Raw genomic sequence first — 14,437 nt, forward strand, 5'->3', positions numbered from 1 at the left:
TGATCAGTCATTGACGGTCTCTCCGGTTTTCTTGCTTTTGAACATGTCCAACGCCAGCATGATCGCACCGACGGTGATGGCGCTGTCGGCAAAGTTGAACGCCGGGAAGTACCAGCGGTTCTGCCAATGCACCAGGATAAAGTCGATCACATGGCCCAAGGCAATGCGGTCGTAGAGGTTGCCCAGCGCGCCGCCCAACACAAGGGCCAGGGCGATAGCCAGCCAGGTGTCATCGCGGCCAAGACGCTTGAGCCAAACTACCAGCACCGCACTGACCACCACCGCGATCAGCGCGAACAGCCAGCGCTGCCAGCCACCGCTATCAGCCAAAAAGCTGAAAGCGGCGCCGGTGTTGTAGGCCAGGGTCCAGCTGAAGTAGTCCGGGATCACCACGATCTGCTGGAACATCTGCAGGGAGCCTTCGAAATGAGCCTTGCTGACCTGGTCGATGACCAGGACCAGCACACTCAGCACGAGCCAGCCCAGACGTCCGAAACGACTGGTGTTAGGCATAGTGGCGAACCTCACCAGCACCCGAGATGTTGTCGACGCAACGACCACAGATTTCCGGATGCTCAGGGTTCACACCGACGTCTTCACGGCAGTGCCAGCAACGGGCGCACTTGGCGAAGGCCGACTTGACCACTTTGAGCTTGAGGCCTGGCACTTCGGTGGCGACTGCATCCGCCGGGGCCTGGGCGAATGGCGCCAGGCTCGCGGTGGAGGTAATCAGCACGAAACGCAGTTCGTTGCTCAGCTTGGCCAGATCGGCAGTCAGGCCGTCTTCGGCAAACAGAGTGACTTCGGCTTGCAGGTTGCCACCGACGGCCTTGGCCGCGCGCTGAACTTCCAGCTCCTTGTTCACCGCAGCCTTGACGGCCATCACGCCTTCCCAGTACTCGCGGCCCAATTCGAAATCAGCCGGCAATTCGGTCAGACCTTCGTACCAGGTGTTGAGCATCACCGATTCGTTGCGCTCGCCTGGCAGGTACTCCCACAGCTCGTCGGCGGTGAAGGCCAGGATCGGCGCGATCCAGCGCACCAGCGCCTCACTGATGTGGTACAGCGCGGTCTGCGCCGAACGACGTGCCTTGCTGTTGGCACCGGTGGTGTACTGGCGATCCTTGATGATGTCGAGGTAGAAACCACCCAACTCCTGCACGCAGAAGTTGTGGATCTTCGAGTAAACGTTCCAGAAGCGATATTCGCCGTAATGCTCCTGCAACTCGCGCTGCAGCAACAGGGTACGGTCCACGGCCCAACGGTCCAGGGCGAGCATGTCCTCGGCCGGCAGGATGTCGGTGGCCGGGTTGAAACCGGTCAGGTTCGACAGCAGGAAGCGTGCGGTGTTACGGATACGGCGGTAGGCGTCGGCACTGCGCTGCAGGATCTGCTCGGATACAGCCATCTCGCCCGAATAGTCGGTCGAGGCCACCCACAGACGCATGATGTCGGCACCCAGGGTGTCGTTGACCTTTTGCGGCGCAATCACGTTGCCCAGCGACTTGGACATCTTGCGGCCGTTTTCATCCACCGTGAAACCGTGGGTCAACAGCTCGCGGTACGGAGCGTGGTTATCGATGGCGCAACCGGTCAGCAAGGAAGAGTGGAACCAGCCACGGTGCTGGTCCGAACCTTCCAGGTACAGGTCGGCACGAGGCCCGGTCTCGTGGCCCATCGGGTGCGAACCACGCAGCACGTGCCAGTGGGTGGTGCCCGAGTCGAACCACACGTCGAGGGTATCGCTGATCTTGTCGTACAACGGTGCTTCGTCGCCCAACAGCTCGGCGGCGTCAAGCTTGAACCAGGCTTCGATGCCTTCCTGTTCAACGCGTTGGGCCACGGCTTCCATCAGTTCAACGGTGCGTGGGTGCAGCTCGCCGCTTTCCTTGTTGAGGAAGAACGGGATCGGCACGCCCCAATTGCGCTGACGCGAGATGCACCAGTCCGGGCGGTTGGCGATCATCGAGTGCAGGCGCGCCTGGCCCCAGGCCGGGATGAAGCCGGTGTCTTCGATGGCCTTGAGCGAGCGCACGCGCAGGGTGTCGCCGCTGGCCGGCTCTTTGTCCATGCCGATGAACCACTGCGCGGTGGCGCGGTAGATCAGCGGGGTCTTGTGACGCCAGCAGTGCATGTAGCTGTGTTTGATGGTGTCGGATTTTATCAACGCACCGACTTCGCTCAGCTTCTCGATGATTGCGTGGTCAGCCTTGAAGATGAACTGGCCGCCAAAGAACTCCAGCGATGACACATACACGCCATTGCTTTGCACCGGGTTGATGATGTCATCGTTGGTCAGGCCGTATTTCTTGCAGATCACAAAGTCGTCAACGCCATAGGCGGGCGAGCAGTGGACCACGCCGGTACCCGAGCCCAGTTCGACGTAGTCAGCCAGGTAAACCGGCGACAGACGGTCATAGAACGGGTGGCGGAAATTGATCAACTCCAGCGCGGAACCGGTGGTGGTGGCAATCACCGAACCCTGCAGCTCGTAACGGGCCAGGCAGGCTTCAACCATTTCCTCGGCCAGCACCAGCAGGCGGTCACCAACGTCCACCAGGGCGTAGGTGAACTCCGGGTGTACGTTCAGCGCCTGGTTGGCGGGGATGGTCCACGGGGTGGTGGTCCAGATCACGATGGCCGCTGGCTTGCCCAGGCTCGCCAGGCCAAAGGCCTCGGCCAGCTTGGCGTCGTCCGCGATCGGGAAGGCTACGTCGATGGTCGAGGACTTCTTGTCTTCGTACTCGACCTCCGCCTCGGCCAGGGCCGAACCGCAGTCGAAACACCAGTTCACGGGCTTGAGCCCCTTGAACACGAAGCCACCCTTGACGATCTCGGCCAAGGCACGGATTTCACCGGCCTCGTTCTTGAAGTCCATGGTCTTGTAGGGGTTGGCCCAGTCACCCAATACACCCAGGCGGATGAATTCGGACTTCTGCCCTTCGATCTGCTCGGTGGCGTAGGCACGGCACAGTTCGCGAGTTTTATCCGCGCCCAGGTTCTTGCCGTGGGTCACTTCGACCTTGTGCTCGATCGGCAGGCCGTGGCAGTCCCAACCCGGGACATAAGGCGCATCGAAACCCGAAAGGGTCTTCGAGCGGATGATCATGTCCTTGAGAATTTTGTTCAGCGCATGACCGATGTGAATCGTGCCGTTGGCATAAGGAGGGCCGTCGTGCAGGACGAATTTCGGACGATCCTTGCCAATTTCGCGCAACTTTCCGTACAGGCCAATACTGTCCCAGCGCTGCAGGATCTGCGGTTCGCGCTGTGGCAGGCCGGCCTTCATTGGGAAGGCGGTGTCCGGAAGGTTTAGCGTGGCTTTATAGTCGGTCATTTAAGGCTCTTCGGTTAGCGATGGGCGCTAGGTGCGGCTAGTGCACGGGCGGCGGCGACATCCGCATTGATCGCCGTTTTCAACGCCTCAAGTGAGGCGAAACGCTGCTCTTCACGCAGCTTCTGGTGGAAAACCACCGTCAAACGCCGGTCATACAGATCACCGGCAAAATCCAAAAGGTGTACTTCCAGGTGGGCCTTGCCATCACCTGCAACCGTGGGCCTGACGCCTATATTGGCGACTCCCGGCCACGATTGGCCGTCGATGTCGACGCTCACCAGGTAAACCCCGGTCAGCGGCACACGGCGGCGTTTGAGTTGCACGTTGGCGGTTGGCGTGCCCAGTTGGCGCGCCAGCTTCTGGCCGTGCAATACCCGTCCGGCAATGCGGAACGGGCGACCGAGCAGGCGCTCGGCCAAGGCGAAGTCGGCAGCGGCCAGTGCATTACGCACCTGCGTGCTGCTGACGCGCAGCCCGTCCAGTTCGACGGTTTGCGCGGCTTCGACGGTAAAGCCCTGGTTGACGCCGGCCTGTTGCAGGAAATCGAAATCCCCGACACGGTCGCAACCGAAACGGAAGTCGTCGCCGACCTCCAAGTGTTGCACACCCAGGCCATCCACCAGGATACGGTCGACGAATTCGGCGGCGCTAAGGCTTTGCAAACGCTGATTGAAGGCCAGGCAGAGGACTCGGTCCACGCCCTCTTCAGCCAGCAGTTGCAGTTTGTCGCGCAAGCGGGCCAGGCGGGCCGGCGCCGTTTGCGGGGTGAAAAACTCCCGCGGCTGTGGCTCGAAAATCACCACACAGCTGGGCACACCCAACTCGACCGCTCGCTCACGCAGCCGGGCCAGGATAGCCTGGTGACCACGGTGAACACCGTCAAAGTTGCCAATAGTGGCGACGCAGCCCCGATGCTGGGGGCGCAGGTTGTGGAGACCTCGAACCAGCTGCATAACGCGCTTCTTGCTCATAAAGTGGTCGATTATAACCACACCCGGCCCCGGACGACAGGCAACAGCGCAGGCCAAGTGGGTTGATTCGATAAAACACCGGTTTTATTGAGGCAAAGTCCCTAGTTCAGGGACTTGCGATTGAAATCCCGCAGCCGGAAGCCCTGCAGCAGCAACATGCCGAAGTAAACCACAACGCCCGCGACCACCAGCAGGCCCAGGCGCAGGAAGCGTTCCAGCATATGCCCTTCATCCCAGGCGGGCATGAAGTGCATCAAACCCAAGAGCACCGCCGACATCGCGCCCACCGCAACCACCAGCTTGAGCGCAAACAGGCCCCAGCCCGGTTGCGGCTGGAACATCTGCTGCTTGCGCAGTTGATAGAACAGCAGGCCGGCATTGATACAGGCGCCGGCACTGATGGCCAGGGCCAGCCCGGCGTGCGCCAGCGGGCCGATGAATGCAAGGTTGAGCAATTGCGTGACAATCAGCGTAAAGATCGCGATTTTCACCGGCGTACGGATGTTTTGCTGAGCATAGAAGCCCGGCGCCAAAACTTTGATCACGATGATGCCGAGCAGACCCACCGAATAGGCAATCAATGCGCGCTGGGTCATGGAGGCGTCAAACGCGCTGAATTGGCCGTACTGGAACAACGCCACCGTCAGCGGTTCAGCCAGGATTCCCAGGGCCAGGGCACAGGGCAGCACCAGCACGAAGCACAGGCGCAGCCCCCAGTCGAGAATACGCGAGTACTCCTGGCGGTCCTTGCTGGCATAGGTGCGCGACAGGGTCGGTAGCAAAATCGTGCCCAGGGCCACACCGAGCACGCCGGACGGCAACTCCATCAGGCGATCGGCGTAGTACATCCACGACACCGAACCCGACACCAGCAACGAGGCGAAGGCAGTGTTGATGATCAGGGAAATCTGGCTGACCGATACCCCCAGGATTGCCGGCAACATGTTGCGCATCACGCGCCAGACACCGGTGTCCTTCAGGTTCAAGCGCGGCAGAACGAGCATGCCGATCTTTTTCAGGTGCGGCAGCTGGTACAACAACTGCGCCAGGCCACCGGCCAGCACCGCCCAGCCCAGGGCCATCACGGGTGGATCGAAGTAAGGCGTGAGGAATACTGCGAAGATAATCATGCTCACGTTGAGCAAGGTCGGCACGAACGCCGGCACCGAGAACCGGTTCCAGGTATTCAGGATGGCGCCGGCCAGGGATGACAGCGAGATCAGCAATATATAAGGAAAGGTCACCCGCAGCAGATCAGTGGTCAGCGCGAATTTTTCCGGCGTATTGGCAAAACCCGGCGCCGTGGCCCAGATCACCCAGGGTGCAGCGAGCATGCCGGCAATGGTGACCAACATCAAAACCAGCGTCAGCAGGCCCGAGACGTAGGCAATGAAGGTACGGGTTGCCTCCTCGCCCTGCTGGGTCTTGTATTCCGCCAGGATCGGCACGAAGGCCTGGGAAAATGCGCCCTCGGCGAAGATCCGGCGCAGCAGGTTGGGCAGTTTGAAGGCGATAAAGAAGGCGTCCGTGGCCATGCTGGCGCCGAAAATGCGCGCCAACAGAGTGTCACGCACAAACCCCAATACCCGGGAGATCATCGTGATAGAGCTGACCGCAGCCAACGATTTGAGCAGATTCATCGAAAGAGTTTGCGCCTATAGATAAACAGCAGGCGAACAAAGCGCCCACTTATGCGATACTGCGCGCCTGCAACAGCACAGAGCCAAAGCTCGCGAGTTTACAGGTCAAGCGCCGGAAATAAATCACCCGCCTCTTCAGATCGACCACTCAGCAGTTCGCATCAGCCGCCCTTGACAACCCAACAAGTCATCGGCATGATTCGCGGCCTATTTTGTTTGCTATTTCCTAAAAAGTCTTTCGAGGAGCTCGACGGTGGCCAACACACCTTCCGCCAAAAAACGTGCAAAACAGGCTGAGAAGCGTCGCAGCCACAACGCCAGCCTGCGTTCCATGGTTCGTACCTACATCAAGAATGTAGTTAAAGCCATCGACACCAAAGACGCTGCAAAAGCTCAAGCTGCTTACGTTCTGGCTGTGCCTGTTATCGACCGTATGGCCGATAAAGGCATCATCCACAAGAACAAAGCCGCTCGTCACAAGAGCCGCCTGAATGGCCACATCAAGGCTCTGAACGTCGCTGCTGCCTAAGTGGTAACAACTGCAACGCTGGTTTACCGGCGTAACAGTTAAGAAATGCCCCGTACCGAAAGGTCCGGGGCATTTTTGTTTGTGCCTGAAAATCATAGAAACCCGCCCACCATGAAATGCAGGCAAAAAAACGCCCCGAACCAGTCGGGGCGTTTTTGCTACCAGCCGATCAATGCATCAATCAGTGGTGATGACCGCCTTCACCGTGCACGTGACCGTGAGCCACTTCTTCCTGGGAGGCGTCGCGGATGGCAACGATCTTCACTTTGAAGTTCAGGCGCTGGCCAGCCAGAGGGTGGTTACCGTCGACAGTCACGTCATCGCCATCCAGATCGCGGATGGTGACGATCTGCATTTGGCCGTCCGGTGCGGAAGCGTGGAACTGCATGCCCACCTCCAGCTCGTCGACACCTTCGAACATGCTGCGGCTCAGGGTGCTGACCAGTTCGGCGGAGTATTCGCCGTAGGCATCTTCAGGTTCAACGGCAACGGTCAGCTCATCGCCGACGCTCTTGCCTTCCAGGGCCTTCTCCAGGCCCGGGATGATGTTGCCTGCGCCTTGCAGGTAGACCAGCGGCGCGCCGCCGGCTGAGCTGTCGATGACCTCACCAGCGTCGTTGGTCAGGGTATAGTCGATGGAGACAGCCTTGTTAGCGGCGATCGTCATGGGGGCGAGACCTTTTGCATAAGAATGAAGAACGGACAAGTCTAAACAAGGATTTGCCCGAAAGCGAACAGAACCCGGACCAACGGGACCGACCAACGGTATCCCTCATCATCGGGTTCCACCAGGATGACGATCAGCATTGGGTCGCCGAGCTCTCCTGCGGCCACACCCAGCACCTGCGGCACCAGCCACCCTGGCAGTCCCGAGGCTGGGTACTCGATACCACGCAACGCCTTGAAAAAATAGGCCAACCCTTTGCCTGCGGCTGGTGTGCGCAAGGGTCGAATAACGATAATCTTGATGCCTGATTCCCGGCAGGTGCTCAACCATAGAGCACCACCGAAGCCATGCACCTCCAGAGAATTCGCATGCAGACTTTTTTTATCGCGCCCACCGATTTTGGTGTGGGTCTGACCTCCATCAGCCTCGGGCTGGTGCGTACCCTTGAGCGAGCCGGATTGAAAGTCGGCTTCTTCAAACCGATTGCCCAGCCGCACCCTGGCGACACAGGCCCCGAGCGCTCCACCGAACTGGTGGCGCGCACCCACGGCCTGAAACCACCCCAACCCCTGGGCCTGGCCCACGTTGAGCGCATGCTTGGCGACGGCCAGCTCGATGAGCTGCTCGAGGAAATCATCACCCTGTATCAGCAAGCCGCCGTGGGCAAGGACGTGTTGATCGTCGAAGGCATGGTGCCGACCCGCAGCGCGAGCTACGCGGCGCGAGTCAACCTGCACCTGGCCAAAAGCCTCGATGCCGAGGTGATCCTCGTGTCCGCCCCGGAGAACGAAGTACTCACCGAGCTTTCCGGCCGGGTCGAATTGCAGGCGCAACTGTTCGGCGGCCCGAAAGATCCGAAGGTACTGGGCGTGATCCTCAACAAAGTGCGCACCGACGAAAGCATGGAAGCCTTCTCGGCGCGCCTGAAAGAACATTCGCCGTTACTGCGCAGTGGGGATTTCCGCCTGCTCGGCTGCATCCCCTACCAGCCCGAGCTCAACGCTCCGCGCACCCGCGACGTCGCCGACCTGATGGGCGCGCAGATCCTCAACGCCGGCGACTATGAAAGCCGGCGCATGACCAAAATCATCATCTGCGCGCGCACCATGCGCAACACTGTGGAACTGCTCAAGCCTGGCGTGCTGGTGGTGACGCCAGGTGATCGCGACGACATCATCCTCGCCGTCAGCCTCGCGGCGATCAACGGCGTGCCCCTGGCCGGGCTGCTGCTGACCAGCGACACCCTGCCCGACCCGCGCATCATGGATTTGTGCCGTGGCGCGCTCCAGGCCGGGCTGCCGGTGCTGTCGGTAAGCACCGGTTCCTACGACACGGCGAACCTGCTCAACAGCCTCAACAAGGAAATCCCGATCGACGATCGCGAGCGCGCCGAGATCATCACCGATTTCGTCGCCAGCCACCTGGATGCACGCTGGCTGCACCAACGTTGCGGTACGCCACGGGAAATGCGCCTGTCGCCGGCGGTGTTCCGTTATCAGCTGATCCAACGCGCCCAGACCGCCAACAAGCGCATCGTGTTGCCCGAGGGCAGCGAACCGCTGACCGTACAAGCAGCCGCCATCTGCCAGGCCCGCGGCATAGCGCGCTGTGTGCTGCTGGCCAAGCCTTCGGATGTGGAGGCCGTCGCCCGCGCCCAGGGTATCGAATTGCCCGAGGGCCTGGAGATTCTCGACCCGGACCTGATTCGCCAGCGCTACGTCGAACCCATGGTTGCGCTACGCAAGAGCAAGAGCCTCAACGCGCCGATGGCCGAGCAGCAACTGGAAGACAACGTGGTGATCGCCACCATGATGCTCGCGCTGGATGAAGTGGACGGCCTGGTGTCCGGCGTCATTCATTCCACCGCCAATACCATCCGCCCGGCCCTGCAGCTGATTAAGACCGCGCCGGGCTGCACGCTGGTGTCGTCGGTATTCTTCATGCTGTTCCCCGAACAGGTGCTGGTGTACGGCGACTGCGTCATGAACCCGCACCCGAGCGCGGCCGAACTGGCCGAGATCGCGCTGCAAAGCGCCGACTCGGCCGCCGCGTTCGGCATCACCCCGCGCGTGGCGATGATCAGCTACTCCAGCGGTGATTCAGCCAGCGGCGAGGAGGTGGAAAAAGTCCGCGAGGCCACCCTGCTCGCCCACGAACAGCAAAGCTCGCTGCTGATCGATGGCCCGTTGCAGTACGACGCCGCCGCCAACGAAACCGTCGCTCGGCAGCTGGCGCCCAATAGCCAGGTCGCCGGTAAAGCCACCGTCTTCGTGTTCCCGGACCTGAACACCGGCAACACCACGCACAAGGCCGTGCAGCGCAGCGCCGACTGTGTGAGCCTGGGGCCGATGCTCCAGGGCTTGCGCAAACCGGTGAACGACCTGCCACGCGGCGCTCAAGTCGACGACATCGTGTACACCATCGCACTGACTGCGATCCAAGCCGCCAACCGCCCCATGGATATTTAAATGCTGGATTTTCTACCTGCCGCCGTGCGCGGGGTCATTGCTTCGCTGCTGCTGGCGTTGAACACGATCCTGCTGTGTTCGTTCCTGTTTATCGTGGCCCTGTTCAAGGCGCTGCCGTTTGCCAAGCGCTTCAGTGAGTGGCTGATGAACCACACCCATGAAGCCTGGGTCACCAACAACAAAGGCTGGATGAACCTGGTGCAGCGTACACGCTGGCACCTGTCCGGCCTTGAGGGCCTGGACTACCAACACTCCTACCTGGTGACCAGCAACCACCAGAGCTGGGTCGACATCATGGTGTTGCAATACGTGCTCAACCGGCGGATTCGCCCGTTGAAATTTTTCCTCAAGCAGGAGCTGATCTGGGTACCGGTGATTGGCCTGGCGTGGTGGGCGTTGGGCTTCCCGTTCATGAAGCGCTACACCAAGGCTTACCTGGAAAAGCACCCGGAGAAGAAAGGCAAAGACCTGGAAACCACCCGCAAGACTTGCGCGAAGTTTCGTGACAACCCTGTGGGCATCTTCAACTTTGCCGAAGGCACACGGTTTACCCCTGGCAAGCACGCGCAGCAGAATTCACCCTTTCGCTACCTGCTCAAGCCTAAAGCCGGTGGGATTGCGTTTGTGCTGGATGCGATGGGCGAGCAGTTGAAGTCGTTGGTCAATGTGACCATCCACTACCCGGCCGGCCGCCCGGGGTACTGGGATTTGCTGTGCGGGAATGTGCAGGACGTTGTTGTGCAGTTTGAAGAGGTGCAAATCCCGGCCGCATTCATCGGCAGGAATTATGAGCAGGATGAGGAGTATCGAACCGCATTCCAGGGCTGGATCAACCAACTCTGGAAGGACAAGGATGCGCTGCTGGACAAGCTGCACACAGAGCACCCAGGCAAAAGGTAATCAAACCTGTGGCAGGGGGCTTGCTCCCGATAGCTGTGGATCAGCCACAAATGGTAATGGCTGATGTACCGCTATCGGGAGCAAGCCCCCTCCCACATTTTTAGATCGCGCCGCGCTGACGCAACAGCTCCAGCACTTGCTTGACGCTCTCTTCCAGCGACAGGGCCTGGGTGTCGATCACCAGATCGGCGTTCAACGGCACGTCATACGGGAAGGATTCGCCAGGGATATTATCCCCACCGGCAGCGTACAAACCTTGCGGATCACGCTCGGCGCACACCAGCGGCGACGCTTGCACATAGACGGTCAGCAGGCGGTCGGCGCCGATCAGCGCCTTGGCCTGTTCACGGCCTTCGGCATCCGGCGCAACGAACGCGGCCAGGGTCAGCAGGCCGGCCTCGTTGAACTGGCGCGCCACGTGGGCGGCACGCCGCCAATTTTCAGTGCGACCGGCACGGTCCTGCGGCAGCCCTTTGTTCAGGTCGTGACGCAGGTTCTGGCCATCCAGCACGAACACTGCACGCCCCATGTCGAACAGCTTGCGCTCAACCGCGTAGGCCAAGGTGCTTTTGCCGGCGCCCGACAGGCCGCTGAACAACACGGTGGCCGGCTGTTGGCCGAAGCGCAACGCACGCTCTTCGGTGGACACATGCGCCAATTTGCCGTGCTGCGCCGCACCACCATGCCCCACCGGCGGCGCGATGATCATGCCGGCAGCCACGGTGCCATTGGTCAAACGGTCGATGACGATAAACGCACCCGTGGTGCGGTTGCTGTCGTAGCCGTCCAGGGCAATGGCGGCGTCGAGGCTGACCTTGACCCGGCCAATCTCATTGAGTTGCAGCGAACTCGCCGGGCCTTCGGCCAGGGTGTTCACGTCCACGCGGTGCACGATGCTGGTGATGGAACCCGGCACATAGCTGGTGGCGCGCTTGATGTCGTATTTCTTGCCCGGCAGCATCGGCTCTTCAGCCATCCAGACCAGCATGGCGTCGAAGGCGTCGGTCACTTGCGGCACGTTGTCGGCATGTACCAGCAGGTCGCCACGGGAGATGTCGATCTCGTCTTCCATGGTCAGGGTCACGGCCTGGCCCGGGCCTGCGTGCTCCAGCTCGCCTTCGAAGGTGACGATGGATTTGACGCGGCTGCTCTTGCCCGAAGGCAGCACCACCACTTCGTCGCCCTTATGCACGATGCCGCTGGCCAGGGTGCCGGCAAAACCACGGAAGTTCAGGTTCGGACGGTTGACGTACTGCACCGGGAAACGTAAATCGGTGTAGTTGCGGTCGTTGGCGATCTCGACGGTTTCGAGGATCTCCATCAGCGACTGGCCGGTGTACCAGGGCGAGCGCTCGCTCTTGTTCACCACGTTGTCGCCCTTGAGCGCAGACATCGGCACAAATGCCAGGGTGCTCGGCTTGAAGGCGATACCCTCGGCGAACTTCAGGTAATCGGCCTTGATCTGCTCGAATACACTTTGGTCAAAGCCATTGATGTCCATCTTGTTGACGGCCACCACGATGTGTTTGATCCCCAGCAACGAGGCGATAAAGCTGTGGCGACGGGTCTGGGTCTGCACGCCGTAGCGCGCATCGATCAGAATGATCGCCAGGTCACAGGTGGATGCACCGGTGGCCATGTTGCGGGTGTACTGCTCATGGCCGGGAGTGTCGGCGATGATGAATTTGCGCTTGGCGGTGGAGAAATAGCGGTAGGCAACATCGATGGTGATGCCCTGCTCACGCTCAGCCTGCAAGCCGTCGACCAGCAAGGCCAGGTCGATGTCGTCACCGGTGGTGCCGACTTTCTTCGAATCGCGAGTGATGGCTTCCAGGTGATCTTCGTAGATCATCTTGGAGTCGTGCAGCAGGCGCCCGATCAGGGTGCTCTTGCCGTCGTCGACGTTGCCGCAGGTCAGGAAGCGCAACATTTCCTTGCGCTCGTGCTGGCCCAGGTAGGCGAGGATGTCCTCGCTGATCAAATCAGATTGATGCGACATGACAGCCCCTTAGAAATAACCTTGACGTTTTTTGTCTTCCATCGAGCCGGCACCATCGTGGTCGATGACACGGCCCTGGCGCTCGGAAGTTCGCGTCAGGAGCATTTCCTGAATGATGTCCGTCAGCGTCTCGGCTTCGGACTCCACCGCGCCCGTCAACGGGTAGCAGCCAAGGGTACGGAAACGTACTTTCTTTTTGACGATTCGCGCTTTTTCTTCGTCGGAGAGGTGCTCAAGGATGCGGTCATCGTCGATCATGATCAACGTGCCGTTCTTCTCGATCACATCGCGTTCGGCGGCGAAATACAGCGGCACGATCGGGATGCCTTCCAGGTAGATGTACTGCCAGATGTCCAGTTCGGTCCAGTTGGACAGCGGGAACACACGGATCGACTCGCCCTTGTTGACGTTGCCGTTGTAGACGTTCCACAGCTCGGGGCGCTGGTTCTTCGGGTCCCAGCGGTGTTTGCTGTCGCGGAACGAGTACACGCGCTCTTTGGCGCGGGATTTCTCTTCATCGCGACGGGCACCGCCAAAGGCTGCGTCGAAACCATGCTTGTCCAGGGCCTGCTTGAGGCCCTCGGTCTTCATGATGTCGGTGTGCTTGGCGCTACCGTGGGTGAATGGGTTGATGCCCTGCGCCACGCCATCCGGGTTGACGTGGGTGATAAGTTCCAGGCCAAGCTCTTGGACCATTTGGTCGCGGAACTTGTACATCTCCTGGAATTTCCAGCGGGTGTCGACGTGCATCACCGGGAACGGCAGCTTGCCCGGAAAGAACGCCTTGCGCGCCAGATGCAGCATCACGGCGGAGTCTTTACCGATCGAGTAGAGCATCACCGGGTTGTCGAACTCGGCGGCGACCTCGCGGATGATGTGGATGCTTTCCGCCTCCAGCTGTTTCAGATGCGTCAGTTTGTCGACCATGGTTACTCACGGAAAAACGATCTTATGGACGGCCAGCGGGCCGTGTTCGAGCCAGGCATGCTAGCACAGCACCTTCTTCTATTCAGGGCGCCAACTAGATCGAAACGGTATATGAATATACCCCCAGGTTTGGCATGTGGGAGGGGGCTTGCTCCCGATAGCGGCGGCTCAGCCACCCTTCTCAGACTGACACACTGCCAGCACCGGCAAGCCCCCCGTCGCATGACTCAAATCGGGTTCGGGCAGTCAATGAACAAATGTTCCAGGGCGAACCGCCGCGCCAGGTAATCACCCAACGCCTGCACCCCGTAGCGCTCGGTGGCGTGATGGCCGGCGGCGATGAAGCTGATGTTGTTTTCCCGCGCACTGTGGAAGGTCTGCTCGGACGCTTCGCCACTCAGGTACAGGTCGACACCCGCAGCAATCGCCTGGTCGATATAGCCCTGGCCACCGCCGGTACACCAGCCGACACGGCGGATCATTTCACTGCCTTCGATCAGCAGCGGCTCGCGACCCATGGCGTCCTGCACACGGCGCGCGAAATCACGGGGCGACAAGGGCTCGACGAGGGAACCGACCAGACCGACGACCTTGGGGTTGCTCGGGTCCAGCGGGCCTTCGACGGTGATGTCGAGTTGGCGGGCAAGCTGCACGTTGTTGCCCACATCCGGGTGCAGGTCCAGCGGCAGATGGTAGGCGAGCAAGCTGATGTCGTGTTTGAGCAGGGTTTTCAGGCGGCGCTGCTTCATGCCGGTGATGCACGGGTTCTCACCCTTCCAGAAATACCCGTGATGCACCAGCACCAAGTCAGCCTCGGCTTCGACGGCAGCATCCAACAGGGCTTGGCTTGCGGTCACGCCACTGACGATGCGCCGCACTTGCGGGCGACCCTCCACCTGCAGGCCATTGGGGCAGTAATCGGCAATTTTTGCGCTGGCAAGGTAGCGGTCCGCTTCCTCGACGAGGGTGGTAAGGGGGACGGCCATATAAAGACTCCTA

12 protein-coding genes are annotated in these 14,437 nt (G+C 60.5%); 4 read left to right on the plus strand and 8 right to left on the minus strand.

The window, feature by feature from the left end:
- Positions 1-3: 3 nt before the first annotated feature.
- The 4 genes from lspA to murJ form a co-directional block, all read right to left on the minus strand.
- On the minus strand, positions 4-513 hold the full coding sequence (gene lspA / locus MJP36_RS26140) for a signal peptidase II (RefSeq protein WP_060754850.1): 510 nt from the start codon (positions 511-513) through the stop codon (positions 4-6).
- A complete protein-coding gene (ileS, locus tag MJP36_RS26145; protein ID WP_060754849.1) occupies positions 506-3,337 on the minus strand; it encodes an isoleucine--tRNA ligase in 2,832 nt (943 codons plus the stop codon). Before ileS ends, lspA begins: the two co-directional genes overlap by 8 nt.
- A 14-nt stretch (positions 3,338-3,351) precedes the next feature.
- Complete coding sequence (ribF, locus tag MJP36_RS26150; RefSeq protein ID WP_060754848.1) at positions 3,352-4,290, minus strand: bifunctional riboflavin kinase/FAD synthetase; 939 nt, start codon at positions 4,288-4,290, stop codon at positions 3,352-3,354.
- Positions 4,291-4,409: 119 nt separating this feature from the next.
- On the minus strand, positions 4,410-5,948 hold the full coding sequence (murJ, locus tag MJP36_RS26155; RefSeq protein ID WP_090366879.1) for a murein biosynthesis integral membrane protein MurJ: 1,539 nt from the start codon (positions 5,946-5,948) through the stop codon (positions 4,410-4,412).
- Positions 5,949-6,201: 253 nt separating this feature from the next.
- Here murJ and rpsT point away from each other — a divergent pair, with 253 nt between their 5' ends.
- Entirely contained in the window at positions 6,202-6,477 is a 276-nt protein-coding gene (gene rpsT, locus MJP36_RS26160) for a 30S ribosomal protein S20 (protein WP_244384377.1), read from the plus strand.
- A gap of 181 nt (positions 6,478-6,658) precedes the next feature.
- On the opposite strand, the gene MJP36_RS26165 is transcribed toward rpsT, so the two are convergent.
- Positions 6,659-7,144, minus strand: a complete 486-nt coding sequence (locus MJP36_RS26165; RefSeq protein ID WP_060754845.1) for an FKBP-type peptidyl-prolyl cis-trans isomerase — start codon at positions 7,142-7,144, stop codon at positions 6,659-6,661.
- Between the two features lie 14 nt (positions 7,145-7,158).
- Here MJP36_RS26165 and MJP36_RS26170 point away from each other — a divergent pair, with 14 nt between their 5' ends.
- The 3 genes from MJP36_RS26170 to MJP36_RS26180 are packed head-to-tail and all read left to right on the plus strand — an operon-like array spanning position 7,159 to position 10,512.
- A complete protein-coding gene (locus MJP36_RS26170; protein ID WP_081087021.1) occupies positions 7,159-7,452 on the plus strand; it encodes a DUF3565 domain-containing protein in 294 nt (97 codons plus the stop codon).
- A gap of 60 nt (positions 7,453-7,512) precedes the next feature.
- Positions 7,513-9,612, plus strand: a complete 2,100-nt coding sequence (gene pta / locus MJP36_RS26175; RefSeq protein WP_060754844.1) for a phosphate acetyltransferase — start codon at positions 7,513-7,515, stop codon at positions 9,610-9,612.
- Entirely contained in the window at positions 9,613-10,512 is a 900-nt protein-coding gene (locus MJP36_RS26180; protein WP_060754843.1) for an acyltransferase, read from the plus strand.
- A gap of 100 nt (positions 10,513-10,612) precedes the next feature.
- On the opposite strand, the gene cysN is transcribed toward MJP36_RS26180, so the two are convergent.
- The 3 genes from cysN to MJP36_RS26195 form a co-directional block, all read right to left on the minus strand.
- The gene (gene cysN, locus MJP36_RS26185) at positions 10,613-12,511 is read right to left on the minus strand and encodes a sulfate adenylyltransferase subunit CysN (protein WP_161548302.1); all 1,899 of its coding nucleotides are present in this window, start codon (positions 12,509-12,511) and stop codon (positions 10,613-10,615) included.
- Positions 12,512-12,520: 9 nt separating this feature from the next.
- On the minus strand, positions 12,521-13,438 hold the full coding sequence (cysD, locus tag MJP36_RS26190) for a sulfate adenylyltransferase subunit CysD (RefSeq protein ID WP_060754841.1): 918 nt from the start codon (positions 13,436-13,438) through the stop codon (positions 12,521-12,523).
- 227 nt (positions 13,439-13,665) lie between these two features.
- Positions 13,666-14,424 (minus strand): Nif3-like dinuclear metal center hexameric protein, encoded by a 759-nt coding sequence (locus tag MJP36_RS26195; RefSeq protein ID WP_060754840.1) that lies wholly within the window; start codon positions 14,422-14,424, stop codon positions 13,666-13,668.
- Positions 14,425-14,437: the final 13 nt, after the last annotated feature.

Origin of the sequence: Pseudomonas palleroniana, assembly GCF_022836895.1 — a bacterium.
Taxonomy (GTDB): domain Bacteria; phylum Pseudomonadota; class Gammaproteobacteria; order Pseudomonadales; family Pseudomonadaceae; genus Aquipseudomonas; species Aquipseudomonas palleroniana.

Excerpts from the sequence above, each read along its gene's own strand:
- ileS (WP_060754849.1), bottom strand. The coding sequence starts at position 3,337 with ATGACCGACTATAAAGCCACGCTAAACCTTCCGGACACCGCCTTCCCA.
- lspA (WP_060754850.1), bottom strand. The coding sequence starts at position 513 with ATGCCTAACACCAGTCGTTTCGGACGTCTGGGCTGGCTCGTGCTGAGT.
- pta (WP_060754844.1), top strand. The coding sequence starts at position 7,513 with ATGCAGACTTTTTTTATCGCGCCCACCGATTTTGGTGTGGGTCTGACC.
- MJP36_RS26165 (WP_060754845.1), bottom strand. The coding sequence starts at position 7,144 with ATGACGATCGCCGCTAACAAGGCTGTCTCCATCGACTATACCCTGACC.
- cysN (WP_161548302.1), bottom strand. The coding sequence starts at position 12,511 with ATGTCGCATCAATCTGATTTGATCAGCGAGGACATCCTCGCCTACCTG.
- murJ (WP_090366879.1), bottom strand. The coding sequence starts at position 5,948 with ATGAATCTGCTCAAATCGTTGGCTGCGGTCAGCTCTATCACGATGATC.
- MJP36_RS26195 (WP_060754840.1), bottom strand. The coding sequence starts at position 14,424 with ATGGCCGTCCCCCTTACCACCCTCGTCGAGGAAGCGGACCGCTACCTT.
- ribF (WP_060754848.1), bottom strand. The coding sequence starts at position 4,290 with ATGCAGCTGGTTCGAGGTCTCCACAACCTGCGCCCCCAGCATCGGGGC.
- cysD (WP_060754841.1), bottom strand. The coding sequence starts at position 13,438 with ATGGTCGACAAACTGACGCATCTGAAACAGCTGGAGGCGGAAAGCATC.
- MJP36_RS26180 (WP_060754843.1), top strand. The coding sequence starts at position 9,613 with ATGCTGGATTTTCTACCTGCCGCCGTGCGCGGGGTCATTGCTTCGCTG.